28 protein-coding genes are annotated in these 26,132 nt (G+C 65.1%); 8 read left to right on the top strand and 20 right to left on the bottom strand.

What is annotated here, in order from left to right; translation table 11 throughout:
- Positions 1-94 precede the first annotated feature (94 nt).
- The 6 genes from FY036_RS06220 (at position 95) to FY036_RS06195 (ending at position 5,865) form a co-directional block, all read left to right on the top strand.
- Positions 95-490 carry an AGROH133_08824 family phage infection protein gene (locus tag FY036_RS06220; RefSeq protein ID WP_148913845.1) on the top strand — a complete coding sequence of 132 codons (396 nt, stop codon included), beginning with the start codon at positions 95-97 and terminating at the stop codon, positions 488-490.
- Between the two features lie 256 nt (positions 491-746).
- Positions 747-1,289, top strand: a complete 543-nt coding sequence (locus tag FY036_RS06215) for a F0F1 ATP synthase subunit delta (RefSeq protein ID WP_407941131.1) — start codon at positions 747-749, stop codon at positions 1,287-1,289.
- Positions 1,289-2,815 (top strand): F0F1 ATP synthase subunit alpha, encoded by a 1,527-nt coding sequence (gene atpA / locus FY036_RS06210; protein ID WP_148913843.1) that lies wholly within the window; start codon positions 1,289-1,291, stop codon positions 2,813-2,815. The genes FY036_RS06215 and atpA overlap by 1 nt, the downstream gene beginning before the upstream one ends.
- A 31-nt stretch (positions 2,816-2,846) precedes the next feature.
- Complete coding sequence (locus FY036_RS06205) at positions 2,847-3,725, top strand: F0F1 ATP synthase subunit gamma (RefSeq protein ID WP_148913842.1); 879 nt, start codon at positions 2,847-2,849, stop codon at positions 3,723-3,725.
- 67 nt (positions 3,726-3,792) lie between these two features.
- Entirely contained in the window at positions 3,793-5,352 is a 1,560-nt protein-coding gene (gene atpD / locus FY036_RS06200; RefSeq protein WP_148913841.1) for a F0F1 ATP synthase subunit beta, read from the top strand.
- 114 nt (positions 5,353-5,466) lie between these two features.
- The gene (locus FY036_RS06195) at positions 5,467-5,865 is read left to right on the top strand and encodes a F0F1 ATP synthase subunit epsilon (protein WP_148913840.1); all 399 of its coding nucleotides are present in this window, start codon (positions 5,467-5,469) and stop codon (positions 5,863-5,865) included.
- A 64-nt stretch (positions 5,866-5,929) separates the two neighbouring features.
- On the opposite strand, the gene FY036_RS06190 is transcribed toward FY036_RS06195, so the two are convergent.
- Entirely contained in the window at positions 5,930-6,448 is a 519-nt protein-coding gene (locus FY036_RS06190) for a winged helix-turn-helix transcriptional regulator (RefSeq protein WP_148913839.1), read from the bottom strand.
- An 88-nt stretch (positions 6,449-6,536) separates the two neighbouring features.
- Between FY036_RS06190 and FY036_RS06185 the strand changes: the two genes are divergently transcribed.
- Positions 6,537-7,223 (top strand): glutathione S-transferase family protein, encoded by a 687-nt coding sequence (locus FY036_RS06185; protein ID WP_148913838.1) that lies wholly within the window; start codon positions 6,537-6,539, stop codon positions 7,221-7,223.
- On the opposite strand, the gene FY036_RS06180 is transcribed toward FY036_RS06185, so the two are convergent.
- The 11 genes from FY036_RS06180 to obgE all read right to left on the bottom strand — a co-directional run bounded on the left by FY036_RS06180 (position 7,218) and on the right by obgE (position 18,333).
- Positions 7,218-7,742 (bottom strand): RNA pyrophosphohydrolase, encoded by a 525-nt coding sequence (locus FY036_RS06180; RefSeq protein ID WP_407941129.1) that lies wholly within the window; start codon positions 7,740-7,742, stop codon positions 7,218-7,220. The two genes, FY036_RS06185 and FY036_RS06180, sit on opposite strands and share 6 nt — an antisense overlap.
- Before the next feature lie 5 nt (positions 7,743-7,747).
- Positions 7,748-8,908: a divergent polysaccharide deacetylase family protein gene (locus FY036_RS06175; protein ID WP_235897555.1), complete on the bottom strand. Its 1,161-nt coding sequence runs from the start codon at positions 8,906-8,908 to the stop codon at positions 7,748-7,750.
- 194 nt (positions 8,909-9,102) lie between these two features.
- Entirely contained in the window at positions 9,103-10,428 is a 1,326-nt protein-coding gene (locus tag FY036_RS06170) for a S41 family peptidase (protein ID WP_148913836.1), read from the bottom strand.
- On the bottom strand, positions 10,418-11,731 hold the full coding sequence (locus FY036_RS06165; protein WP_148913835.1) for a murein hydrolase activator EnvC family protein: 1,314 nt from the start codon (positions 11,729-11,731) through the stop codon (positions 10,418-10,420). The genes FY036_RS06170 and FY036_RS06165 overlap by 11 nt, the downstream gene beginning before the upstream one ends.
- A gap of 94 nt (positions 11,732-11,825) precedes the next feature.
- The gene (gene rlmH, locus FY036_RS06160; protein ID WP_148913834.1) at positions 11,826-12,305 is read right to left on the bottom strand and encodes a 23S rRNA (pseudouridine(1915)-N(3))-methyltransferase RlmH; all 480 of its coding nucleotides are present in this window, start codon (positions 12,303-12,305) and stop codon (positions 11,826-11,828) included.
- Positions 12,306-12,345: 40 nt separating this feature from the next.
- Positions 12,346-12,744, bottom strand: coding sequence for a ribosome silencing factor (gene rsfS / locus FY036_RS06155; RefSeq protein ID WP_148913833.1), 399 nt, complete (start codon positions 12,742-12,744; stop codon positions 12,346-12,348).
- Between the two features lie 109 nt (positions 12,745-12,853).
- Complete coding sequence (locus FY036_RS06150) at positions 12,854-14,146, bottom strand: MFS transporter (RefSeq protein WP_148913832.1); 1,293 nt, start codon at positions 14,144-14,146, stop codon at positions 12,854-12,856.
- An 84-nt stretch (positions 14,147-14,230) separates the two neighbouring features.
- Positions 14,231-14,818, bottom strand: a complete 588-nt coding sequence (locus FY036_RS06145) for a nicotinate-nucleotide adenylyltransferase (RefSeq protein ID WP_148913875.1) — start codon at positions 14,816-14,818, stop codon at positions 14,231-14,233.
- 59 nt (positions 14,819-14,877) lie between these two features.
- The gene (locus FY036_RS06140) at positions 14,878-16,164 is read right to left on the bottom strand and encodes a glutamate-5-semialdehyde dehydrogenase (RefSeq protein WP_148913831.1); all 1,287 of its coding nucleotides are present in this window, start codon (positions 16,162-16,164) and stop codon (positions 14,878-14,880) included.
- Complete coding sequence (gene proB / locus FY036_RS06135) at positions 16,148-17,302, bottom strand: glutamate 5-kinase (protein WP_148913830.1); 1,155 nt, start codon at positions 17,300-17,302, stop codon at positions 16,148-16,150. The genes FY036_RS06140 and proB overlap by 17 nt, the downstream gene beginning before the upstream one ends.
- Positions 17,299-18,333, bottom strand: a complete 1,035-nt coding sequence (gene obgE / locus FY036_RS06130) for a GTPase ObgE (RefSeq protein ID WP_148913829.1) — start codon at positions 18,331-18,333, stop codon at positions 17,299-17,301. The genes proB and obgE overlap by 4 nt, the downstream gene beginning before the upstream one ends.
- A 102-nt stretch (positions 18,334-18,435) precedes the next feature.
- Between obgE and FY036_RS06125 the strand changes: the two genes are divergently transcribed.
- Positions 18,436-19,299: an endonuclease/exonuclease/phosphatase family protein gene (locus FY036_RS06125; RefSeq protein ID WP_148913828.1), complete on the top strand. Its 864-nt coding sequence runs from the start codon at positions 18,436-18,438 to the stop codon at positions 19,297-19,299.
- A gap of 1 nt (position 19,300) precedes the next feature.
- On the opposite strand, the gene FY036_RS06120 is transcribed toward FY036_RS06125, so the two are convergent.
- The 8 genes from FY036_RS06120 to hemN form a co-directional block, all read right to left on the bottom strand.
- The gene (locus FY036_RS06120; protein ID WP_148913827.1) at positions 19,301-20,599 is read right to left on the bottom strand and encodes a TRAP transporter large permease; all 1,299 of its coding nucleotides are present in this window, start codon (positions 20,597-20,599) and stop codon (positions 19,301-19,303) included.
- Positions 20,599-21,063 carry a TRAP transporter small permease subunit gene (locus tag FY036_RS06115; protein WP_148913826.1) on the bottom strand — a complete coding sequence of 155 codons (465 nt, stop codon included), beginning with the start codon at positions 21,061-21,063 and terminating at the stop codon, positions 20,599-20,601. The genes FY036_RS06120 and FY036_RS06115 overlap by 1 nt, the downstream gene beginning before the upstream one ends.
- Complete coding sequence (dctP, locus tag FY036_RS06110) at positions 21,063-22,199, bottom strand: TRAP transporter substrate-binding protein DctP (RefSeq protein WP_148913825.1); 1,137 nt, start codon at positions 22,197-22,199, stop codon at positions 21,063-21,065. Before dctP ends, FY036_RS06115 begins: the two co-directional genes overlap by 1 nt.
- A gap of 26 nt (positions 22,200-22,225) precedes the next feature.
- Positions 22,226-22,633, bottom strand: a complete 408-nt coding sequence (locus tag FY036_RS06105; protein ID WP_161601102.1) for an OsmC family protein — start codon at positions 22,631-22,633, stop codon at positions 22,226-22,228.
- A gap of 166 nt (positions 22,634-22,799) precedes the next feature.
- Positions 22,800-23,390: a GNAT family N-acetyltransferase gene (locus FY036_RS06100; RefSeq protein WP_148913823.1), complete on the bottom strand. Its 591-nt coding sequence runs from the start codon at positions 23,388-23,390 to the stop codon at positions 22,800-22,802.
- 122 nt (positions 23,391-23,512) lie between these two features.
- Positions 23,513-23,782, bottom strand: coding sequence for a 50S ribosomal protein L27 (gene rpmA, locus FY036_RS06095; protein WP_148913822.1), 270 nt, complete (start codon positions 23,780-23,782; stop codon positions 23,513-23,515).
- Positions 23,783-23,863: 81 nt separating this feature from the next.
- Positions 23,864-24,484, bottom strand: a complete 621-nt coding sequence (locus FY036_RS06090) for a 50S ribosomal protein L21 (protein ID WP_148913821.1) — start codon at positions 24,482-24,484, stop codon at positions 23,864-23,866.
- Between the two features lie 193 nt (positions 24,485-24,677).
- The gene (gene hemN / locus FY036_RS06085) at positions 24,678-26,003 is read right to left on the bottom strand and encodes an oxygen-independent coproporphyrinogen III oxidase (protein WP_148913820.1); all 1,326 of its coding nucleotides are present in this window, start codon (positions 26,001-26,003) and stop codon (positions 24,678-24,680) included.
- Positions 26,004-26,132: the final 129 nt, after the last annotated feature.

Below are 26,132 nucleotides of genomic sequence, written 5' to 3'. Positions count from 1 at the left end.
CCTCGTGGCGGGCCTGTCAAACCGCGTGCCCCCTCACGACAACGTCTCCTCCTTCGGCTAATCTCGCGCGGCGATTCGTTTTGGAGGGGATGCCGTGGAGTTCGCGTTTCCGTGGCCCATGAGCCAGGGTGAGTGGTTGGCTTGGTCGGTGGCGGCCTTCACGCTGCTGTTCGGCCTCATGATGCTGTTTGCGCCGGGGCTGACGTTCAGGCTCCTGCGGCTGCAGACGACGCCGAACCATCCCGAGGCGGTGGCGGAGGCGCGCGCCACCATGTCCGGCTTCTATGTCGGCGTAGGCCTCGCCGCCATCCTGCTCGCCCAGCCGTTGATCTATCTGACGCTCGGCCTGTGCTGGGCGCTGACGGCGTTCGGCCGCATCATTTCCATGCTCTCGGATGACGGCAACACCATCTACAACTGGCTGTGGCTGGCACTGGAAATCGTGCTGGCCGCGCTCGTGCTGTCCTTCGCGCTCGGCTTCGTCGCCTGATTCCACGACGCGACTGAAGGCGGGCTTCCCGGCTGCGACAAAACTGCCGCGAATCCATGGCTTGCGCCGTGTTGCGAGTCGGGAAAGCCTGTGCTAGACGGCAAGCGACTTTCGACAGGGGGATGTGGCAAGCTCACGGTTCCGGTCGGGAAATTTCAACAAGGTCAACGATTTAGCCAGGGTCTAACGCTCCAGCGATAAATCATGTGACCTGTCAGACAGAGAGAAAAGACGGTCCGTGGCACAGTCTGGCTCGATGATCTCCGGAGTGGCAGAGCGCTATGCGGGTTCGCTGCATGAACTCGCCGCGCAGGCCAACTCGGTTGCCAAGGTCGAAGGCGATCTCACGCGCTTCGAAGCGCTGATCGAAGGCAGCGACGATCTAAGGCGTCTTATCGAGAGCCCCGTGTTCTCCTCCGACGACCAGCTGAAGGCCATCACGGCCATCGCCGACAAGGCGAAGATCACCGGCCTCACCGGCAATTTCCTGCGCGTCGTCGCCCGCAACCGCCGCCTGTTCGCCATTCCGGGCATGATCGCCGCCTTCCGGCGGATCGCTTCCGAGGCGCGCGGCGAGGTTGCTGCCGATGTCATTTCGGCTCACGAACTCACCGCTGCGCAGAAGGCCGAACTCAAGGCTGCGCTCAAGTCGGTCGCCGGCAAGGATGTCGCGATCAACCTGACGGTGGACCCTTCGCTTCTCGGCGGCATGGTGGTCAAGATGGGCTCGCGCCAGATCGACACGTCGCTCAAAACCAAACTCGCTTCGCTTAAGCTCGCACTGAAAGAGGTCGGCTGATGGATATCCGCGCCGCGGAAATTTCCGCAATTCTCAAGGACCAGATCAAGAATTTCGGCAAGGAAGCCGAGGTTTCCGAGGTCGGTCAGGTTCTCTCCGTCGGTGACGGCATCGCCCGTATCTACGGTCTGGACAATGTCCAGGCCGGCGAGATGGTCGAGTTCCCCGGCGGTATCCGTGGCATGGCGCTGAACCTCGAAGCCGACAATGTCGGCGTCGTCATCTTCGGTTCGGACCGCGACATCAAGGAAGGCGACACCGTCAAGCGCACCGGCGCGATCGTGGACGTCCCGGTCGGCCCCGAACTGCTCGGCCGCGTCGTCGACGCGCTCGGCAATCCGATCGACGGCAAGGGCCCGATCAAGGCGAAGCAGCGCGCCCGCGTCGACGTCAAGGCTCCCGGCATCATCCCGCGCAAGTCGGTGCACGAGCCGATGTCGACCGGCCTGAAGGCCATCGACGCGCTCATCCCGGTCGGCCGCGGCCAGCGCGAGCTGGTCATCGGCGATCGCCAGACCGGCAAGACCGCGATCATCCTCGACACCATCCTGAACCAGAAGTCGCTCAACGACGGCGACGACGAGAGCCAGAAGCTTTATTGCGTCTACGTCGCTGTCGGCCAGAAGCGCTCCACCGTCGCCCAGCTGGTGAAGGTGCTCGAAGAGCGCGGCGCGCTCGAATATTCGATCATCGTCGCCGCGACCGCTTCGGACCCGGCTCCGCTGCAGTATCTCGCGCCGTTCGCCGGCGCCGCCATGGGCGAATATTTCCGCGACAGCGGCAAGCATTCGCTGATCGCCTATGACGATCTGACCAAGCAGGCCGTCGCCTACCGTCAGATGTCGCTGCTGCTGCGTCGTCCGCCCGGCCGCGAAGCCTACCCCGGCGACGTGTTCTATCTGCATTCCCGCCTGCTCGAGCGCGCTGCCAAGATGAGCGACGAAATGGGCGCCGGCTCGATGACGGCTCTGCCGGTCATCGAAACGCAGGCCAACGACGTCTCGGCGTACATCCCGACCAACGTGATCTCGATCACTGACGGCCAGATCTTCCTCGAGACCAACCTGTTCTTCCAGGGTATCCGCCCTGCCGTGAACGTCGGCCTCTCGGTTTCGCGCGTCGGCTCCGCCGCGCAGATCAAGGCGATGAAGCAGGTTGCCGGCTCGATCAAGGGCGAGCTCGCCCAGTATCGTGAAATGGCTGCCTTCGCGCAGTTCGGTTCCGATCTCGACGCTTCCACCCAGCGCCTACTGAACCGCGGCGCCCGCCTGACCGAACTCCTGAAGCAGCCACAGTTCTCGCCGCTGAAGACGGAAGAGCAGGTCGCGGTGATCTTTGCCGGCGTCAACGGCTACCTCGACAAGCTCGCCGTCAACCAAGTCGGCAAGTTCGAGCAGGGCCTTCTGGCGCATCTGCGCTCGCAGGGTTCGATCCTCGAGGCCATCCGCAAGGAGAAGGCTCTGTCGGACGATCTGCGCGGCAAGCTCAAGGCCGAGATCGACGGCTTCGCCAAGAACTTCGTCTGAGGCGCTAGCGTAACGGAGCAGGGGCAGCCGAATGGCTTCACTGAAAGAACTTCGCAACCGCATCGCCTCGGTCAAGGCGACGCAGAAGATCACCAAGGCGATGCAGATGGTCGCCGCGGCGAAGCTGCGTCGCGCCCAGGAAGCTGCGGAAGCCGCGCGCCCCTATTCGGAGCGCATGGCTGCGGTGATGGCCAATATCGGCAAGGCCGTCGACGTGGCGGATGCCCCGGCGCTGATGACCGGCACCGGCAAGGACGACGTTCACCTGCTGATCGTCGCGACGGCCGAGCGTGGCCTGTGCGGCGGCTTCAACTCGCAGATCGCGCGCTTTGCCCGCGACCATGCCCGCCGCCTGATCGCGGAAGGCAAGACGGTCAAGATCATCACGGTCGGCAAGAAGGGTTACGACATCCTGCGCCGCGACTTCGCCGACAAGATCGTCGACCGCATCGAACTGCGTGAAGTCAAGCAGGTCGGCTTCGTCAATGCCGATGCGATCGCCAAGAAGGTGATCGGCATGTTCAACGCCGGCGAGTTCGACGTTGCGACGCTGTTCTATTCTCAGTTCAAGTCGGTCATCAGCCAGGTGCCGACCGCGCAGCAGCTCATCCCGGCATCCACGCCGGTCGTTTCGGACGAGGCGGCAAGCGGTTCGGCCGTCTACGAATACGAGCCGGATGCGAGCGAGATCCTGTCGGACCTCATTCCGCGCAACGTCTCGGTGCAGATTTTCAGCGCGCTGCTGGAGAATGCGGCCGGTGAGATGGGCGCCAAGATGTCGGCCATGGACAACGCGACGCGCAATGCGGGCGACATGATCAACAAGCTGTCGATCACCTACAACCGTCAGCGCCAGGCGAAGATCACCACGGAACTGATCGAAATCATTGCGGGCGCGGAAGCGCTCTAGTGCCGGAACGCGTTGAGGGATCAACGCCGCGACCGGACAACAGGAACGATTGAAGAGGGTATTCAGAATGGCTAAAGCAGCTACCCCCAAGACGGCCACGGCGGCAGCCGCCAAGGCCGCAGCGGCGCCCAAGGCCGCGGCAAAGGCTCCCGCAGCAAAGAAGGCCGCTCCGGCCAAGGCTGCGGCTCCCAAGGCGAAGGCCGTCGCGTCCGGCGCAACCGGCAGGGTTCATCAGGTCATCGGCGCCGTCGTCGACGTGGCGTTCGAAGGCAACCTGCCTGCGATCCTGAACGCGCTGGAGACCAGCAACCAGGGCAACCGTCTCGTCCTCGAGGTAGCACAGCACCTTGGCGAGAACATCGTGCGCACCATCGCCATGGACGCGACCGAAGGTCTGGTTCGTGGCCAGGCCGTCACCGACACCGGCGCACCGATCTCGGTTCCGGTCGGCCCGCAGATGCTCGGCCGCATCATCAACGTCATCGGCGAGCCGATAGACGAAGAAGGCCCGGTTACCGGCGTCGAAGACCGCCCGATCCATGCTCCGGCTCCCGAATATGTCGAACAGTCGACGGAAGCCGCCATCCTCGTCACCGGCATCAAGGTCATCGACCTGCTGGCTCCCTACGCGAAGGGCGGCAAGATCGGCCTGTTCGGCGGCGCCGGCGTGGGCAAGACCGTTCTCATTCAGGAACTGATCAACAACATCGCGAAGGCGCATGGCGGCTACTCGGTGTTCGCAGGCGTGGGTGAGCGTACCCGCGAGGGCAACGATCTCTATCACGAGTTCATCGAATCGGGCGTCAACAAGAAGGGCGGCGGCGAAGGCTCCAAGGCCGCTCTCGTTTACGGCCAGATGAACGAGCCCCCCGGTGCGCGTGCTCGCGTTGCTCTGACCGGTCTGACGGTTGCCGAGTATTTCCGCGATCAGGGCCAGGACGTTCTGTTCTTCGTGGACAACATCTTCCGCTTCACGCAGGCGGGCTCGGAAGTGTCGGCTCTGCTGGGCCGTATTCCTTCGGCCGTGGGCTATCAGCCGACGCTGGCGACCGACATGGGCGCCCTGCAGGAGCGCATCACCACGACCCAGAAGGGTTCGATCACCTCGGTGCAGGCGATCTACGTCCCTGCCGACGATCTGACCGACCCGGCGCCGGCGACCTCGTTCGCGCACCTTGACGCGACGACGACGCTGAACCGCGCCATCGCCGAAAAGGGCATCTACCCGGCGGTCGATCCGCTCGACTCCACTTCGCGCATGCTCGACCCGCAGGTCGTCGGCGAGGAGCACTACGCGGTCGCCCGTAACGTCCAGCAGACGCTCCAGCGCTACAAGTCGCTGCAGGACATCATCGCGATCCTGGGCATGGACGAGCTCTCCGAAGAGGACAAGCTGACGGTTGCCCGCGCCCGCAAGATCGAGCGCTTCCTGTCGCAGCCGTTCTTCGTGGCCGAAGTGTTCACCGGCGCGCCGGGCAAGCTGGTCGACCTCGCAGACACCATCAAGGGCTTCAAGGGCCTCGTGGCGGGCGAGTACGATCACCTGCCGGAAGCCGCCTTCTACATGGTCGGCTCCATCGAGGAAGCGATCGAAAAGGCACAGAAGCTGGCGGCGGAAGCTGCCTGAGCGGCGGCAATCGGCAATCGGCAATCGGCAATAGGGAGATGGCAGTCGAGTTGGACGGGAAGTGCGTAGTTCGGGTTATTGCCGACTGCCGACCTGCCGACTGCCGAACAAGACATGGCTGAATCATTCAAGTTCGAACTGGTCTCGCCCGAACGCCTGCTCGTATCGCAGGACGTCGAGGCCGTCATCATTCCCGGTACTGAAGGTGAGATGACGGTCATGGCCAACCATGCTCCGCTGATGACCACCATCAAGCCGGGCGTCGTGACGGTGAAGCCTGCATCGGGTGCCGAGGAGCGCTATGTCGTGTTCGGCGGCTTTGCGGACGTTACGCCGGAAGCCTGCACGCTGCTGGCCGAGTCGGCCGTGGCGGTGAAGGACATCGACCGCGACGACCTCGCCCGCCGCATCCAGGACGCACGTGAAGACGTGGCGGACGCCAAGAACGACGAGGCCCGTACCAAGGCCGAACAGTTCCTTTCGCAGCTTGCCACGCTGGAGGATGCGGTCTGAGCGACCGCGTCATTCGACACTATCGAAGGCCGGCGCAAGCCGGCCTTTTTCGTTGCCTCCAGGGTCACCCGGCGGCCTTCGCCTTTCGCGACACCACCGCCTCATAGGCGGCCTGAAGTTCTTCACGCACCGTCGGGCTCCGTGGGGGCTCCTCGCCATCCGCAAGCCCGACATGCTCGGCGCGCAGCTCGAGCATGAACCTGTCCCACATCACCGGGCCGCCTTCCTCCAGAAGCTGTGCGCGGATGCTGAGCTCTTCGCTGACCGGCAGATGCCGGCGTCCCCACGCGCCGATATGCGCGAAGATCGGCAGCAGCTCTATGCCCCGATCCGTAAGGCTGTAGATCGCCTTCTGCTTGTGGGTCGGGTCGTCCCGCCGGGAAATCACGCCCTGCGCCAGCAGCCTTTTCAGGCGGTCAGCCAGAATGTTGGACGCGATCCCTTCCTCCGACTGCGACAGCAGCTCTCGGAAGTGGCGGCGGTTGCCGAACATCATGTCGCGGATGACCAGCAGGCTCCACTTGTCGCCCAGTATCTCCAGCGTAAGGTTGATCGGACATCCCGACCGGTGAGGCTCTTCCATTGCGTCTCCCACGATCGCGATTGCATCGTAGTAATGCTGCTTGCATCATGCAATCGGACGTGCCGAGGATAGGAGGAGCCGAGGATACATGAAACTGGTCTTATACTATCATCCCCTGGCGTCGTTCTGCTGGAAAGTGCTGGTCGCGCTCTACGAGAACGACGCGCCTTTCGAGCGCGTCATCGTCGACTTCGGCAACGAGGAATCGCGGGCCGCGTTCACGGCGCTATGGCCTATGGCGAAGATGCCGGTTTTGGTCGATGAAGCGCGCGGTGCCGTGGTTCCGGAATCGTCCACCGTGATCGACTATCTCGAGACCTTTCATCCCGGACCGGCCAAACTTCTCCCCGCGGGTCCCGACGAGGCTTGGCAGGCGCGCGTCTGGGACCGGTTCTACGATCACTATGTCCACCACCCGATGCAGCAGATCGTGGGCGACGCGCTACGGCCAGCCGAAAGCCGCGACCCGTATGGCGTCGCGCAGGCAAGGGCGTTGCTGCGCCGTTCCTATGCCTATGTGGAAAGCGAGATGACCGGCCGCATCTGGGCGGTCGGGGACGGGTTCAGCCTGGCGGATGCCTCGGCGGTGCCGGCGCTGTTCTACGCTAATATCGTCGAGCCCTTCGGCGACCGGCATGTGGCGCTGCGAGCCTATCATGACCGGCTCATGGCGCGGCCGTCCGTGGCGCGCGTGCTGCACGAGGCGGAACCGTATTTCGACTATTTTCCGCTGGACCCCAAGCCGGCCTTGCCTCAGGCTTCACGTGAGCTATGACGGCGCGAGATGCCGGAAGGCAGCCACGACCTCCTCGTAGACCTTGCGCTTGAAGGGCACGATGAGTTCGGGCAGCTCAGCCATCGGCTTCCATTCCCACGCGTCGAACTCGGCTTCCTGCGCGCCCTCCGGCGGGTCGATGGTGATCTCGCTGTCGTCTCCCTCGAACCGGAAGGCGAACCATTTCTGCGTCTGGCCGCGATACTTGCCCTTCAGCGCAATGCCTACGATGTCGCGCGGCAGGTCGTAGTTGATCCAGTCCGGCGCTTCGGCGAGCAGGGAGACCGATTTCATCCCGGTCTCCTCGAAAAGCTCGCGGGTCGCGGCGGGAAGGGGGTCCTCGCCCTTGTCGATGCCGCCCTGCGGCATCTGCCACAATTTGTCGGTGCCGGCCATTTCGCTGTCTGCCAGCGCGATGCGGCGGCCGGCCCAGACGAGATTGTCGCGGTTCAGCACCATGATGCCGACGCAGGGGCGATAGGGCAGGGTTTCGGGATCGACGGGCGTCTTCCGGGTCATGATGCTCAGCTTCGTTCGGGATCGTTGGCGACGGCCGAGATCGGGACGATCTCGATGCCGCGGCGTCTGGCTTCCTCGACCCAGGTGGTCACGGCTTCGACCGTGACGGAAAAGGCCGATCCGGTAGCCACGGCAAAGCCGCGCGCGCGGGCCGTGCGCTCCACATCGTCCAGCTTCTGGAGGATCGCTCCGCGGTCGCGGTCGGAATCTATGGCGATGTCGGCGGCCGCGTACGGTACGCGCTGTCGCTGGGCCATGTCGGCGGCCATGCTGCGTGCCGAAGAGCCGTCGTCGAGATACATCAGCCCACGCTGCTGCAATTCGCCGAAGAAGGGCGCCATCGCCGCCTGGTCGGTGACGAAACGCCCGCCCATATAATTCATGACGCCCGTATAGTTCGTGATGCGCGAGAGTGCCCAGTGCAGCCTGTCGCGGTTTTCGACCGGGTCGGCATCGACGGTCAGCGTATTGCGGCCGGGATCGACCTCGGGGTAGTCGAAAGGCTCGAGCGGCACCTGCATGACAATTTCGTGGCCCTTGCGGCGGGCAGCCTGCATCCATCTGTCGAGGCTGTTGCCGCCGCTGGCGAAGGCCAGCGTCACCTCGGGCGGCAGCCTGTCAATCGCCTCCTGCGTGCCGCTCTGGCTCACGCCGAGGCCGCCGATGACGACCGCCACCCTTGCGCCGCGCGCACCCGACCATGGACGCGCATAGGTGTCGAAAGGTCTGCGGCCGTCTGCGGCGCGCACGGGCAGTGGCCCGATCTCTGTATCCTCAATCAGCTCCCTGTCAGGCAGATGGGCGACGAGCGGATTGTGGCCCAGCGCCGACGGGTCGCGGATCACCATCTCGCCGCCCTCCGTCGCGGGAGGCGGAACCCTGATGATGGAAGCGCCGCCGCCTTCGCGTGACGGGTAGGTGGGAGCAGGTTCCGCTGCCGCCTGCGCCGACGCGGCCTCAGGCGTGGAAACCACCACCTGGGGCGGTGTCCGGAACGGCTGTTCCCTCAGGGCAATCACGCCTGCAAGCGCAAGAATACAGATCGTTGCCAGGCCGCCGACGAGATGGCGCGCGCCAAACGCCGACCAGCGCCATACGTCGCCGGCCTCTTGCCGCCCGAGGCCGAGTGGCCTGTCGATATCCTTGTCGAGAGGAGACTTGACCAAAGGTGCGCCCGTCCCAGACCCGCCTTGATGCGAACGAGCCCGCATCCTGAATGAGCGTCGCAATTTCCGGAAGCCCGGATTTCACTTCTCGGCCCGACGCTCCGATGCAGCCGATTCGTGAATCCGCGCCGGCGCTTGGTGAAACGCCGGCGCGGACAGAAAACTGGCCGGCCCCGCAGGGGCCGGGATACGCGTCACTGGTTCATGACCGCCTTGTCGGGGTCGGGCGGGAACGCGGCATGCGTCTCGGTCCCGCGCAGAAGATCGTATGCGTAGTTGAGCTGCACGTCGTCCTTCTGCTCCGGCGGCACATAAGCGACCGAGCCCGAGCCGTTTTCGTCTTCCTCGGTACCCCTGATGTGGCCGCGCAGGTCGGACTCGCCGCGCGAGACATCACGTCCAAGAAGCTCATCCGGCAGCGGCTGGTCGACCTTGATGTCGGGCGTGATGCCCTTACCCTGGATCGAGGTTCCTGCCGGCGTGTAGTAGAGCGCCGTGGTCAGCCGCAGCGCACCGTTCTCGGCCAGCGGGATGATCGTCTGTACCGAGCCCTTGCCGAAGGACTGCGTGCCGACGACGGTGGCGCGGCGATGATCCTGCAGCGCTCCGGCAACGATCTCCGATGCGCTGGCGGAACCGCCATTGATGAGCACCACCAGCGGCTTGCCGTCGATCATGTCGCCGGCGCGCGAATCGAAGCGTGTGATGTTCTTCGGGTCGCGGCCCCGCGTCGAGACGATCTCGCCGCGGTCGAGGAAGGTGTCCGTCACGCTCACCGCCTGGTCGAGCAGACCGCCGGGATTGAGGCGAAGGTCGAGCACGTAGCCCTTGAGCTGATCGTCGGGCACCTGCTTTTTGATGTCGTCGATCGCGGCCTGAAGGTCGTCGAAGGTCTTCTCGGTGAACGAGTTGATCTTCAGGTAGCCGACATCCTCCTCGACGCGGTGGCGCACGGCGCGCACCTTGATGATGTCGCGAACGATGGAGATCTTCAGCGGCTCTGCAGCGCCCTCGCGCAGGATGGTCAGCTCGATGGGCGTGTTGACTGCGCCGCGCATCTTGTCGACCGCGTCGCTCAACGTCATGCCGCGCACCTCGTCGCCGTCGATGGCCGAGATCAGGTCGCCTGCCAACACGCCGGCGCGCTCGGCAGGCGTGCCTTCGATCGGCGCGATGACCTTGACCAGCTCGTTCTCCATCGAAACCTCGATGCCCAGACCGCCGAACTCGCCGCGCGTCTGCACGCGCATGTCCTGGGCCGCTTCCGGGTTGAGATACGAAGAGTGGGGGTCAAGCGAGGTGAGCATGCCGTTGATCGCGCTCTCGACCAGCTTCTTCTCCTCCGGCGGCGTCACATACTGGGCGCGCACGCGTTCGAAGATGTCGCCGAAGATGGCGAGCTGCCGATAGGTTTCCGATCCGGCCGCATTCGCCGTCCCACCGCCAGCGCCGTAGACAAGGCTCATGGCGGACGCGCCCATCAGCGCGCCGGCAAACAGAAGCGACAACTTACGTATCATTCCCTGTCCTTCCAGAATTGCGCTCCGTCCACCATGGGGCCGGATCGACGGGTTTCCCTTCCTTGCGGAACTCCACGTAGAGTTCCGGGCCGATGCTCGCCTCGCCAAAGGCTACGGCACTTGCAACTCTCGTTTCACCCATCAGGCCCACCGGCTCTCCCGCGAGAACGGACTGGCCCGGTGAAACGCTGATTCGACCCATTCCCGCCAGAACGATATGATAACCGTCACCTGCATTGAGGATCAAGAGTTGGCCGTAGGAGCGGAACGGTCCTGCATAGAGGATCGAGCCGTCCACGGGTGCGGTTACGATTGCGGCCGAATGTGTCGCAAGCATGTCGCCCTGCATCACGCCGCCGCTATCGTCGTCCTGGCCGAAACGCCTTGCCACGCTGCCCGCGACGGGAAGGCCGACCCGGCCCTTCATGTCGGCAAACGGCACGTTGGGCGCCTCGAAACGCTGCAAGGCAGCGGCGGCGGGGGGAGTCTGGGGTGAATCGTCGCCGAGCGAGGCCATTCTGGCCTGTTCATCCGCGGTGCGGGCCGCGATCTCGATCTCGCCTTCCAGTGCGTCGATCAGTTCGCGCAGCGAGGTAGCGTCGGCCGCGAGTTCGGTCGCGCGCTGCCTTTCCTCGGTCAGTAGCCGTTCGGATTTTGCCTGCAGCAGGCGCTTTTCTTCAAGAAGAAGTGATAGGCGGCGCTGCTCGGACGCCTGCTGCTGAACGGTGGCTAGCAGGCGGGAACGCTCGCTTTCGATGGTGGCAACGATGCGCGACAGTTCCCTGAGGTCGCCGATCAGAACCTCGGTCTCGCCGCGCAGTTCGGGCACGACGGCTGCAAGCAGGATCGAGCTTCGCACCGACGACAGGGCATCCTCCGGCCGCACCAGAATGGCGGGCGGCGGATTCAGCCCCATGCGTTGAAGCGCGCCCAACACCTCGGCCAGCACGCCGCGCCGCTCGGCCAGCGATTCGCGCAAGCCGCCTTCCTGAAGCCGCAGGGCATCAAGACGCGCCGCGATGTCGGCGACGTCCTGGCTGAGCTTGCGCTCGGTCTTGGCGGCCTGCACCAGCGCGGCGGAGAGGGTGGCGTTGTCCTTGCGGATCGTTGCGATCTCGGCAGCGATCTCTTCCGCGCGCTCCTCCGACACCGTCAACGCCTGGGTCAGGCGCTCGTGCTCGATCACGCTGGCGGCACGGCGCGTTTCCAGCTCGCCCGCCTCCTGCGCGCGAGACGGCATCGCCGCGGCCATGCCGAGGATCAGCGTGGCTGCGAGAAGGATATGTCGGGTGCTGTGCGTCATCTCTCGCGCGTCATTCAAAGCCGGCAGGCTAGAGCGCCTTCGTTAACGAACCATCAACCATGCGCACCGTGCCGCCCGCAACCCCCGCCGTCAATCACGACCGATGGTAGGGGTGGCCCGACAGGATGGTGGATATGCGGTAGAGCTGTTCGGCCAGCATAACGCGCACCATCTGGTGCGGCCATGTCTGGGCGCCGAACGAGATGACGAGATCGGCCGCCGCGCGCGAGGTCGCATCGTGCCCGTCGGGGCCGCCAATGGCGAAGACCAGCTGCCTGCGTCCGCCGTCGCGCAGGTCGCCGATGCGCCGCGCGAGGTCTTCCGATGTGGGGTTCGCGCCGCGCTCGTCCAGCAGAAACAGCGCGGCGTCCTTTCGGTAGGCATCCAGCGCCGCCGCTTCTTCACGGCGACGCTCGTCCGTGCCCTTGGCGCGGCTTTCCGCGATCTCGGAAACGCCTGAGAATTCGAGCCCTATCGCCGGACCGGTCTTGGCGAAGCGACCGAAATAGCGGTCGGCCAATTCCCTTTCGGGGCCGGCTTTCATCCGGCCCACGGCATGGACTCCTATACGCATCCTGGCCTTTCCGCAGCTTCCGCGCCGTCAGCGCGAAAGGCTAGTGGACGGTCTCCTCGTCGAGGTCGGGTGTCTGCCACATCTTTTCGATGTTGTAGAACTCCCGGACCTCGGGACGGAACACGTGGACGATGATGTCGCCGGAATCGATCAGAACCCAGTCGGCATTGGCCAGCCCCTCGACCCGCGGAAAGCCGAAACCGGCATCCTTGAGCGCCTTGATGAGATGGTCGGCAACCGCCGCGACATGACGTTGCGAGCGCCCGGACGCGACGACCATGTAGTCGCCGAGGCTGGACTTGCCCTGTATGTCGATGGATACGATGTTTTCGGCCTTGGAGTCGTCCAGACTGGCAAGGACAGTTTCGAGGGCGCGGGAAACTTCGGCAGCGCCGATGACCCCGGCCGGCGAAGGCTGGAGATCCGCCTTCTTCCGCAATGCTGTTCTCAGTGTCTTTCCTTTCCGACAAGAACAAGCTCGCCGATGCAACCGTTGCAGTCGGCACCCTCTAGATAGGCAGAGTCGAGCTACAGATTCAAGACATCCGCTACTTTGTGATGTCCTGCCCCGCGTCTTCCGGCTGATCGGAGCCGAAGGCGAGCTCCACCGGCAGGGGCGCCTGCGCGGTCATGGGGGCGAAGCTGCCCGTCTCCTCCGCCGGCACGGCAGGGTTGCGCACGATGCGCAACAGCACGAAAGCGCAGAAGATCACAGCGATGACTATGGCGACGGACATGAAGGCCTGCGTACCGTAGGCGGCCGTCAGTGCGGTGCCCAGCGCCGGCACGACGAAGCCCGACACCGACCACGCAAACAGCATCGTGCTGGACAGCGCCACCAAGTCGTCCTTGGAGGCGCGGTCGTTGGCATGGGCCGAAGACAGCGAATAGATGGATTCGGAAGCCCCGCTCCAGACCATGTAGATGAGGATCATCACGGCGAGCGTACTGCCATCGAACATGCCGGCCGCAATGCCCGCCGCAACCACCAGCAGCGAGGCGGTGACAAGCACGTAGCGGCGGTCCGTGCGGTCGGAAATCCAGCCGAAAGGAAGCTGGAAGAGCAGTGTGCCCAGCGGCATCGCGAACATCAGCGTGGCCACCTGCGCCTGGGTGTAGCCGTTGGCTGTTGCGTGGATGGGCGCGAAGCCGGCGATCATCATAGACAGACCGCCGACGGCGAGCATGCCCGCCACGCCGACCGGCGATATCGCCCAGGCGCGGGCGAACGCTATCGAGGCTCCCTCGGGCGGCGGCGGGGGCGGAAGGCGGGTCATGCCCACGGGCAGGATCGACAGGGACGTGAAGGCGATGCCGATGAGCGGTGCCGCCGCGCCCGATATGTCGAGCAGGCCCATGAGCCACGATCCGGCGCCCAGCCCCAGAATGTAGCTGACGTAGAAGACCGCCATCACGCGGCCGCGTATCTCATTCGACACCGCGTCGTTGAGCCAGCTTTGCCCGACGATGAACATGCCGCAAATGGCGAAACCGTATAGAGCGCGGGCGCCGATCCACGTGACGGGATCGACGCCCGCGCCGATGATGGCGTTGGACAGGACGATGAGCGCGGAGAAGATCATGAAGGCGCGGGCATGGCCGACGCGTTTAACCAGCATGCCCGTCAGCAGGCAGCCAGCGATGCCGCCGGCCGAAAGCCCGGTGAGGATCAGGCCGGCCCAGGTCGGCTCATAGCCGGAAAGCCCGAGGCGCACCGGAATATAGGCGAACATCAGCCCGTTGCCGACTGCAGCAAGCGCCATCGAGACGATGACGCTCGCTACCGCGACGAGCGTCGCGGGCTGTGCTTCGAGGTTGGCTTGATCGACGCTCCGGTCCATCGCCGAAATCTGCTCTGCGCATTGCGCCGCCGCCGCGTCAAAAGCGACACGGCCTGCGTGGCACGAGACATTGCCTGCTGTGGATCAAGCCTTGCCGGCGGCGCGGATCGCCGTCGAGGACAGCGAGGAACGCGGGCCGTGGATGAAGGTCCAAGCCGGAGGCCGCATGCGCGCCAGCCTTGCCGCGTCACGTTCGGGAATGCGGGCATTGTCGAACGTCCGCGCCATGACCGAGGAGACGAAGGAGAGCGTCGAGCCAGGGCGGTCGATCACCGCTATGGGCATCGTAAGCATGATCTCGCGCCAGCGCTGCCAGCGATGGAAGTCGGCAAGGTTGTCGGCGCCCATGATCCAGACGAAATCGACGCCCGGATTGCGGGCGCGCACCAGCGCCAGGGTGTCGGCCGTATAGCGCACGTTGAACGCCGCCTCGAACGCCGTGACCTTGATGCGCGGATCGCCCGCCATGGCTTCGGACCCCGCGATGCGTTCGGCAAGAGGCGCGATCTGGCGACCGGCCTTCAGCGGGTTCGCGGGGGTGACGATCCACCAGAGCTGGTCGAGCGCAAGCGTGCGAAGCGCGATCTCGGCCACAAGAGCGTGGCCTGCGTGCGGCGGATTGAACGAACCGCCGAACAGGCCGACCTGCATGCGCTTTTCGACATAGGGCATGCGCAGGTGGGAGGACGACACGTCAGGCATCAGCCGCCTGCCGACAGCGAGGCGCGCATCTACGCTCTGACCTGCCCGGTGCCCCGTACGCGGTACTTGAACGAGGTGAGTTGCTCGACGCCGACAGGCCCGCGCGCGTGCATGCGGCCGGTAGCGATGCCGATCTCGGCGCCCATGCCGAACTCGCCGCCATCGGCGAACTGGGTGGAGGCGTTGTGCAGCAGGATCGCGGAATCGATCTCGTTGAAGAAGCGGTTCACCGCTGCCGCATCCTCTGCGACGATCGCCTCGGTGTGGTGCGACGACCAGTGCTCGATATGGTCGATCGCTTCGCCGACGCCGTCGACCAGCTTCACCGAGATGATGGCGTCGAGATATTCCGTCTTCCAGTCGTCCTCTGTGGCCGGCTTTGAGGCGGCATAGGCGGCATGCACATCGTCGGAGGCGCGTATCTCGCAGCCCGCTTTTGAAAGCGCGTCGAGGATCGGCACGAGATGGGTGGACGCGACGGCCCGATCCACCAGCAGCGTCTCGGCCGAGCCGCAGATTCCTGTGCGGCGCATCTTGGCGTTGACGGCGATCTTCACCGCCATGTCGAGGTCGGCCGACCTGTCGATGTAGAGATGGCAGATGCCTTCCAGATGCGCGAAGACCGGGACGCGCGCCTCGGTCTGGACGCGTTCGACGAGGCTGCGGCCGCCGCGCGGGACGATCACGTCTAGATTGCCGCCGAGACCCTTGAGCATCTCGCCCACGGCGGCGCGGTCGGTCGTGGGCACGAGCTGTATGGCGTCCTCCGGCAGGCCCGCTGCCTTAAGCCCCCTTACGAGGCAGGCATGGATGGCCGAGGACGAATTGATCGAGTCCGAGCCGCCGCGCAGGATCACCGCATTGCCGGCCTTGAGGCACAGCGCGCCTGCATCGGCCGTCACGTTAGGGCGGCTCTCGTAGATCACGCCGATGACGCCGAGCGGCGTGCGCACCCGTTCGATGTGAAGCCCGTTGGGCCGGTCCCATGCGGCGATGACCTCGCCGACGGGGTCCTTCAGTTCGGCGATTGCGCGGATGCCATCTTCCATCGCGCGGATTCGATCCGGCGTCAGCTTCAACCGGTCCATCATCGCGGGCGAGAGGCCGGCTTCCTCGCCATTGGCGATGTCGATCGCGTTGGCCTCGATGATGGCGGCCTCGCCGTCGCGAATGGCATGCGCCATGGCGATCAGGGCGGCGTGCTTGCGCTCGGCGTCGGCAAGCGCCAGCGGGCGGGCGGCCGCGCGCGCCTTGCGGCCGATCTGCGCCATCAGGTCGGCGATGTTCTCAGCCGTCGCGTCATGCGCGTTCAGCATGGTCAACCTCCACTTCCAGTGCGCGCGACATGACCATGTCGTCGCGATGCACCATGGCGGAGCGGGCCTCGTAGCCGAGCACCGCCTCGATCTCCGCCGTCTTCAGACCTGCGATCCTTACGGCATCGGCAGCGTCATAGGCAACCAGTCCGCGCGCGATCTCGCTTCCGGCAGGGTCTAGGATAGCCACCGTGTCGCCGCGCGAAAACCGGCCCGAGACCAGCTTTACCCCCGCCGGCAACAGCGATTTACCTGCACGAAGTGCGCGCACCGCGCCGGCATCGACCGTGATGCGCCCGGCGGGCTCGAGATTGCCGGCGATCCAGGTCTTGTAGCCGCGCACGGGGCTGCGGGCGGCATCGAACCACGTCGCGCGTTCGCCTGCGTCGATAGCCGCCAGCGGGTTGCGGCGGTTGCCCGCCGTAATCACCATGGTCGTGCCGGCGATGGTGGCGATCTTGCCCGCATCGAGCTTGGTGCGCATGCCGCCGCGCGACAGTTCGGACGCCGCTGCACCCGCCATCGCCTCGATCTCCGGCGTGATGCGCTCGACATGGGGTATGAAGCGGGCATCGGGGTCGAGCGCGGGCGGGGCGGTGTAGAGGCCGTCGATGTCCGAAAGAAGCACCAGAAGGTCGGCGCCCATCATGGTCGCGACGCGGGCGGCCAGCCGGTCGTTGTCGCCGTAGCGGATCTCGGAGGTGGCCACCGTGTCGTTCTCGTTGATGACCGGGACCGCCTTGAGCTTGAGCAAGGTGGAGATGGTGGCCCGCGCGTTGAGATAGCGCCGGCGTTCCTCGGTGTCGCCTAGCGTCACCAGCACCTGGCCGGATTTGAGCCCCTTGCGGGCAAGCGCCTCGGCCCAGGCGCCGGCGAGCTCGATCTGTCCCACCGCGGCGGCAGCCTGGCTTTCCTCCAGCCGCAGCGCGCGCGATTGCAGCCCCAGCACCGTGCGGCCGAGTGCGATCGCGCCCGACGACACGACCAGCACCTCCGCGCCATCCGCCGTCAGCGCGGCCACGTCATCCACAAGCGAAGCCAGCCATTCCCGCTTCAGCCCAGCCTTGCGGTCGACCAGAAGCGCCGATCCGATCTTCACCGTGATGCGGCGGAAGTCCTTGAGCGAACGGACGGTCATTTTATCCATCGCTCGTCGGTGGTGACGGGGTCTTCCTCCGCGCGGGCTTCCTCCACCACGGCGATCAGCGCGCGCAGCGTTTCCTCCACGCCTTCGCCTGACACGGCCGAAAGGAGGATCGGCGCGCGGCCGGCGGCACGCTTGAGCGCGGCGGCCTTCTTCTTGCGCGCGTCCGCGTCCAGCGTGTCCACCTGCGACAGCGCGACGATCTCGTGTTTCTCGTCCAGCCCGTGGCCGTAGGCCTCAAGCTCTCCGCGAACCGTCTCGTAAGCCTTGCCGGGGTGTTCCTCCTGCGCCGAGACGAGATGGAGCAGCACGCGGGTACGCTCGACATGGCCTAGGAAGCGGTCGCCGATGCCCACGCCCTCATGCGCGCCTTCGATCAGGCCCGGAATGTCGGCGATGACGAACTCGCGCGCATCCACACGCGCGACGCCCAGGCCGGGGTGCAGCGTCGTGAACGGATAGTCGGCGATCTTCGGCTTGGCGGCGGTGACGGAAGCGAGGAAGGTGGACTTGCCGGCATTGGGCAGGCCGACAAGGCCTGCATCCGCGATCAGCTTCAGGCGCAGCCAGATGGTGCGCTCCTCGCCCGGCAGGCCGGGGTTGGCGCGGCGTGGGGCCTGATTGGTCGATGTCTTGAAATGCTGGTTGCCGAACCCGCCATTGCCGCCCTTGGCAAGCAGGAAGCGCTGGCCGACCTCGGTGAGGTCGCAGATCAACGTCTCGTTGTCTTCCTCGAAAATCTGCGTGCCGGCGGGCACCCGCAGCAGTACATCGCCGCCTTTCGCGCCGGTGCGGTTGCGGCCCATGCCGTGGATGCCGGTCTTGGCCTTGAAATGCTGCTGGTAGCGGTAGTCGATCAGCGTGTTGAGGCCGTCGACGGCTTCGGCCCACACATCGCCGCCGCGTCCGCCGTCGCCGCCGTCCGGTCCACCGAATTCGATGAACTTCTCGCGCCGGAACGAGACGGAGCCCGCGCCACCGTCGCCGGATCGGATATAGACCTTGGCCTGATCGAGAAATTTCATCGGATTGACAGTCTGTCTGTTCTTCTGTTCTGGAGCGCTCTGCTCTAGCGCATGCTGGAGGGAGAATCACGCGCGAAAAGGCATGTGAGAGGACGAAACGCCATGAAATGCGTCAGCTACAACATCCAGTTCGGCTTCGGGCAGGACGCGCAGTTCGATCTGGAGCGCATCGTCGATGCCGTTCGCGGTGCCGATGTGATCGCGCTTCAGGAGGTTACCCGCAACAGTCCGATGAATGGCGGACGCGATCTCGTCGCCGACATCCGCGCCATGCTGCCTGACTATTTCGCCGCCTTCGGACCCAATCTCGAGGCCGAGATAGGTTCCCACGTCAAGAATGGCAAGGCCGTCGACGTGCGGCTTGAGTTCGGCAACATGATCCTGTCGAAGACGCCGATCCTGCTCTCGCGCAACCTGCTCCTGCCGCGCACCCGCAGCTATGACCGGGTCAACCTCCAGCGCGGCGCGCTGGAAGCCATGATCGACACGCCCTTCGGTCCCGTCCGGTTCTATTCGACCCATCTCGACCATCGCGGCGCGGACGAGCGGATGGCGCAGGTGCGTTTCCTGATGGATCGCCTGCTCGCCTATCCGCTGGAAGGCGGCGCGATCAGCGGGATTTCCGAGATGGGCTTTCCCGAGCCGCCGACGCCCGAGGCCTATGTGCTGATGGGTGATTTCAACATGCTGGAAGGCTCGCCGGAGTACCATCTGGTGGCCGGCACGCCCGATCATGAGTTCGGCACGCCGCTGGTGGCCCGCCATGCCGTCGATGCGGCCCTGCGCGTGGGCGGCGCCCCGCAGCCCACCTGTGTCAATCTCGAAGACCCGGCCGATGCCAGCCTTCACAAGCGCATCGACTACTGCTTCGTCCACCCGCTTCTGGCGTCGAAGATCAAGGCGTTCCACGTCGATGTCGAAGCTGTCGGCTCCGACCACCGGCCGCTCTGGCTGGAACTCGGATAGGTCAGCGCATCGTCTGCGGCAGCCAGGTGGCGAGCTGCGGGACGTAGATCAGCAGCACCACGACGGCGAGCGCAGCTACCACGAACGGCCATACGCCGGCGAAAATCCGCGCCGCCGGCACGCCCGTGGCGCGCTCCAGCACGAAGACATTAAGGCCGATCGGCGGGGTCAGCATGGCGATCTCCATCAGGATCGTCAGGTAGATGCCGGTCCAGATCGGATCGTAGCCGAGCGCGAGCGTGATCGGCAGCACGAGCGGCAGGGTCAGGATCAGCATGCCGAACGTGTCCATGATCGCGCCAAGCAGCAGATAGACCAGCGCCAGCGCCAGCAGGATCATCTGGGGCGAGGCGTCGAGATCGGACACCAGCCCTACGACGGCGTTGGTGAGCCGCGTCTGCACCAGGAAACGCGACAGGATGATGCCGCCCGTCAGGATGAGGAAGATCGCGGCCGAGGTGCGGATGGTCTCCTTGAGCGCGCTGCGCATCATCGCAAGGTTCAGCCGGCGGCTCGCCAGCGCTATGGCGAGAACCGACAGAACACCAATGCCCGACGCCTCCGTCGGCGTGAACATGCCCGCATAGATGCCGCCGATGACGATGACAAAGATGACAACGACCGAGATGAGGCCGACGGCGTGGGACGATAGCGGCCGACCAAGCTCTTCGATGAGCTGGCTGGATGCCGCGGCGTATTGTCGTCGTTGTATCATCACGGTTGCGATGAAGGCGAGCATCAGGATAACGCCTGGGACGATGCCGGCGATGAACAGCGCGCCGATGGAGGTTTCGCTCCACACGCCGTAGATGACGAGGGGAACGCTGGGCGGAATGATGATGGCGAGGGTGGCGGCGCTGGCCACGGTTGCTGCCGAAAGCCTGTCGCTGTAGCCGCGCTTTATCATCTGCGGCACGGCGATGTTGCCCATCGTGGCCACTGCCGCCACGCTGGAGCCGGTGACCGCGCCGAAGCCGGCCGAAGCCAGCACTGTCGAGACGCCCAGCCCGCCGGGCAGGCGGCGCAGCGCACGCTGCGCCAGCGCGAAGATGTCCTCGGCAAGGCCGGCATGGAAGATGAGCTGCCCCATCAGGATGAACAGCGGCACGGCGATGAACAGGAAGTTTGTGCCGTTGTCCCACAACGCCAGACCGATCTGGGTAAAAGCCTGCGAGGGCCCGGAGAGCACGGCGTAGCCAATGGTGCCCGCGCCCAGCAGCGCGTAGCCCACGGGCAGGCCGAGCATGACGACCACCAGCATGCCGACCATCACGACGATGCCGAGCGTCAGCGGGTCCATCAGGTGTTCCCTGCGAAGGCGCGGGCGGCGCGGACGAACTCGGCCAGCGCCGAAAGGGTTGCGGCGAGCGCGACGAAAGCGGCAAAGGGCCAGAAGCTGATGGCGATCATCTCGGCCCGGTCGCCATAGCGATGCATGTCGAGCGCCATCAGCAGCACCGCGTAGCCGACCGCGAGCGCGGCGATACCGGTCAGCACATGGCGCAGCGCAACCCACAGGCTGCCGGCGCGGTTGCGAAAGAACCGGTCGAAAAGCCCGACACGGATGTGCTGATCGGCAAGGCTGACGCCCGGCAGGGCGCCGACGACGACGAGCAGCAGAAGCAGCTCCTTGACGTCGTTGCCCCACCGCAGCGGCAGGTTGAGAATGTAGCGCAGGACAACATCGACCCCCACCAGCACAGCCAGCGCTGGCAACAGCAGATAGGCTACCCAGCCTTCGAGGAAGTCGACGATGCGTTGCATCACTGCGCCGCCGGCAGCAGGCCCTCGACCGGCGAGTTCACCGTCAGCTCGAAGATTTCCTCGGCGCTCTTGTCGCCATACTCCGCCTCGAGGCGGCGAATGTCGTCGATCAGCTCACGCGCCGGAAGGCCCTCGGCCTCGCGCGCCTCGACCCAGGCTTCCAAAACCGGCTCCAGAGCGGTGCGCCAAGTCTGCTTCTCTTCGGCGTTGAGCTCGATCAGCTCGACGCCATTGTCCGCATAGGTCTTCAGCGCCTGTTCGCGGAATTCCACGCCGAGACGCTGGCTGACCGCGTGGGCGATGTTCTGCTGGAACCGGCCGAAGACCGGCTTCAACTCGTCCGGCAGGCCGGCATAGGCGTCGCGGTTGATGCAGGTGTCGATGTGCTGGGCGGTGAGGCCGAGGCTGGTGTGGAACTTGGCCAGCTCGTAGATCTTGAACGGTACGAAACCCGGATCGACCCAGATGACCGCGTCGGCGATGCCCTGCTGGAAGGCGGTGTAGATTTCGGGGAAGGGGATGTTCAGCGTGGTGATGCCGAGCGCTTCTGCGGCTTCGGGCGGGAAACCCTGGGCGATGACGCGCAGCCCGCGCAGGTCGTCGGGCGTGCGGATGGGCTTGTTGCTCATGATGTCGGAGACGCCGGCAATGACGGTGTAGCCATAGAGAACGCCGCGGCTCTCCCACTCGGGGACGAAATATTTCGGCGCAAGCTCCTGCAAGATGCGGGTGGCGGCCACGGGGTTTGCCGGCGTCACGAATGGCAGCTCGATGGCCTTGTGCAGCGGGAAGCCGCTGCCCTCGTAGGAGGTGTAGCAGGCTGCATAGTCGCTGACGCGGTTGCGCACCGCGCGCCAGCCATCGGCCGCCGCATGCAGCGTTCCGCCGTGATACTCCTCGATTACGAGCTTGCCGTCGGTCGCTTCCTTCAGCCAGGTGAAGCCCTTGGCCCACACTTCGGGCACCAGAGAAGCGGCAGGGTTGGGCGAGGAAAATTTCAGCGTCACCGGGTCGCCATCATAGGCCACCTGCGGCTCGGCGGCCGGAACCTCGTGGGCGAGCCAGTCGGCCACGGTGAATGCGTGGGCGGGCGCGGCGGCGAGCGCCAGCGCGAGGGACAAAACGAGACGACGCATGGATGTTTCTCCTGTGATCGCTGCTGTTACGCGCGGCGTCCGACGACGACCGTGTCGCCGGCCCGCAGCGTGTTGCTGATGGTGCAGATATCTTCGGCCGCGTGAATCAGGCGATCCTGCACGGCTTCGTCGAGCGGATCTGAAAAGCGCACGGCTACCTCGAAACGGCCGAGACGGCTCGGCTCGTCCTCCGCCTTGATGGCCTCCACCTCGACATCGAGCTGACCCAGCGGCCCGATGTCGGCGGCGCGCGCGGCAATGCGCACGCTGGCTGCGATGCAGGCCGCAAGCGAAGCGGCCTGTATTTCGAGCGGCGTGAAACCCTCGGCGCGGGGAGAAAAGACCGCCGCGATTGTCTGCTCGCGATCGTTGGTGACGGTGCAGGACGCAGCCGTGGGGCTGTGCGCCCAAACCTTTGCCGATTTGACTGCCACTTCGCCCTCTCCTTGCATCCGGACACAAGGAAATAGCAGGTGCGCGAGAGCGGCAGAAGGAAAAACATTCCGGCCAATCACGGCTATTCGACCGGTCCAGCCTCATCGGCCGGTAGCAAGGGACAAATTTTGCGCCGGCAGTTTCCGCCGCCGGCGCGAGGCCTTTCTACATCTGCGCCCAGCTACGCAGGCTGACCCAGGTCTTGCGGTCGAGTGCATAGCGCTCGACGGGCACGCGGCCGGCCGCGATCGACTCGATCATGCCCTGGCCGGAATACTGGAAGCCGCATTTATGGATCACCCGGCGCGAGGCGGCGTTGATGACCCGGCATGAAACGAACAGACGGTCGATCTCCGTGGCACGAAACGCGAGGTCGACCAGCGCGTGGGCGGTTTCCGTCGCATATCCGTGGCCCCAATAGGGCTCGCCGATCCAGTAGCCAAGGGCTAGTCCCAACGAGCCTGCTTCCAGACCGGCGCAACCGATGAACGCGCCGTTATCGGCCAGCGTGACGGCGTAGACGCAGCCCGAGCGCGAACCGTTTTGCGTGCTCGAAACGAAGGCGCGCGCCTCCTGCTCCCCATAGGGATAGGGCATGCGCGCCACCATCTCCGCGATGCGACGGTTGTTGGCCAGTTCAGCCAGTTCCTCGATGTCGTCGGCATGGGGCGGACGCATCACCAGACGCTCGGTCACCAGAACCGGGCAGTCTATGCTCAGACTTTCGTCCTCGACGTCTTCCTTCTCGGCAACCATGGGTCAGTCCTCCAGATGAAACGAAAAAAGGGAGATGGCGACCCATCTCCCTTGTTCCTTTTCCGGACTGTCCGGACACCGGTTCCCGAGATGGGGCGCCGGTGTTGTGGTGCGGATCCGGCTTACTCCGCTGCGTCCTGAATCGGGTTCACCGATACGTAGGTTCGGCCGTTGGCTTTGCGCGCAAACGAAACGGCGCCAGCCTCGAGCGCAAAAAGGGTGTGGTCCTTGCCCATGCCCACGTTGACGCCCGGGTGCCACTTGGTCCCGCGTTGACGAATGAGGATGTTGCCAGGAATGACGGCTTCGCCGCCGAATTTCTTCACGCCAAGGCGCTTGGATTCGGAATCGCGACCGTTACGCGAAGAACCGCCAGCTTTCTTGTGTGCCATCGTAGTGCTCCTTTGCGCCTCGAAGTGCGCTTCAATCTTTCAATGCCCGCATTCGCGGGAAAATTCAATCACCGGGCGAAATTACTTCGCCAGTTCCTTGGCCTGCTCGCGCCAGTCGCTGATCTGGTCGGCGCTGAAAGGCATCGCCTCGTCGATCTTGGCAATGTCCTTGTCGGACAGCGCGGCGATCTGCTTGAAGGTGGTGATGCCCTGCTCGTTGAGCTGGCCGGCCGCAACCGGGCCGATGCCCTTGATCTCGGTCAGGTCGTCGCCCTTGCCCTTGGGTGCCTTGAACAGCGGCGCTGCGGCGGCGGCCGGAGCGTCGTCCTTCTTGGTCTCGGCCTTCGGCGCTTCCTTCTTCGCGGCGGCCTTCTTGGAAGGCTTAGCGCCGTCGGTCAGGATTTCCGAGATGCGCACGGTGGTGAGCAGCTGGCGGTGGCCGCGGGTGCGGCGCGAATTCTGGCGGCGACGCTTCTTGAAGGCGATGACGGTCGGGGCCTTGCCCTGCGCGACGACTTCCACGGCGACCGATGCGCCGGAAACCAGCGGAGCGCCGATGGTGACGTTTTCGCCTTCGCCGAATGCGAGGACCTCGCCCAGGGTGACGATATCGCCGACTTCGCCGGCAACCTTCTCGATCTTCAACACGTCGTCGGCGACGACGCGGTACTGCTTACCGCCGGTCTTGATGACTGCGAACATTTTTTGACCTTTCGCTGTTCGGTCCGGCCTCGTATGACCGCTTTCGCGGTCCGGCCGGCTTTTTATTCAGTCGGTTTCGGGTGACGTTCCAGTGGCGACTTGCCGCGCAAAGAACGACCGGCGCGGAGAGCCCCCACGCCGGATTTGGGCTGCCGATACAGGAACGACCCAGCAGAGTCAAGCAAGCCGACGTTCACACCGCAGCCGAGTGTCTAGCCGTGCCAGCCTTCAGATATGTGTCGAAGCGGGCGGCGACCACGCGTACGAAGGGCCGCTGCGTGCGCGGGACGGCAAAACAGACCCCGTCGCGGACAAGCATGGGGTTGCGTTCCTGCGCGATCATGCTCGCCTCGGCCAGCACCACCCGTGCCGCCTGTCCGAAACGCTCGACGGCCTCAATTGTCGAAAATCGGAAGTCGCACATCAGCCGCTCGATGACCCATGCGCGCAGGCGATCCTCGGGCGAGAGGGCGATGCCGCGCGCCACGGCTAGGTCACCAGCACCCACCAGCCGGCAATACTCCCGGGTCGCCGCTACGTTCTGCGCATAGCCTTGGCGAAACCGGCTGACCGATGAAGGGCCGAGTCCGACGAGCGTTTCGCAACTATCGTCTGTGTACCCCTGAAAATTGCGCCGCAGCCTGCCTGCAGCATCCGCAAGCGCCAGTGAATCGTCGGGCAGGGCGAAATGGTCGAGACCCACAACCCGGTAGCCGGCGGCAATGACGCGTTCTGCCGCGAGGCCGGACTGTGCCAGCCGCTCTGCTGGGCCGGGCAGGGCCGCCTCGTCGATCATCGTCTGGTGCTTCTTGAACCACGGTACGTGGGCGTAGCCGAACAGTGCGATGCGGTCCGGGCGCAGCGACAGCACCTTGTCGATCGTCGTGGCCACGCTATCGCACGTCTGGTGCGGCAGGCCATAGAGAACGTCGAGATTGACGGAGCCGACGCCGCGTCGCCGCAAGCCGTCGATCACCGCTTTGGTGTCCTCGAAGCTCTGGTCGCGGTTGATGGCCTTCTGGACGCGTTCGTCGAAGTCCTGCACGCCGAGGCTGGCGCGCGTCATGCCGATGGCCGCCAGCGCATCCAGCCGTGCCCCGTCCATGTCGTTGGGGTCGATCTCGACGCTGATCGCGGCGTCGGCGGCAAAGCGGAAACTTTCTCTCAAAGCCGACATCAATGCGACGAGGTCACCGGGCCGCAGCATTGTGGGCGAACCACCGCCGAAATGCAGCGAGGAAACAGCCGCCCGCTTGCCGACCAGGGCGCCGATGGTGCGGATTTCGCAGTGGAGAGCGTCGATAAACGTCGCCACCGGGTCGTATCGGTTCGTCTGCTTGGTGTGGCAGGCGCAGAACCAGCAGAGCCGGTCGCAGAAGGGGACGTGCACGTAGAGCGACAGCCTCTCATCCTGCGGGATCGCCGCTATCCAGCCCTTTACGGTCAGTGATGTGACGCCGGCATGAAAATGCGGCGCGGTGGGATAGCTGGTGTAGCGCGGCGCTGTGTCGGCTTGCATTAGCGGCTCCTTGGATGGCCGACATGTCGCGTCCCAACCGCCGACCCGCCTTGACGTGGATCAAGGCGTCCAACCGGCCTGCGATAGATGGCTAGCAACCGAAGCAGTGCGCGGTTTCGGCCGCTGCGC

This window comes from Neoaquamicrobium microcysteis (genome assembly GCF_008180155.1).
In the GTDB taxonomy this organism is placed as follows: Bacteria; Pseudomonadota; Alphaproteobacteria; order Rhizobiales; family Rhizobiaceae; genus Aerobium; species Aerobium microcysteis.
This window is presented reverse-complemented; position numbering and strand designations above follow the sequence as displayed.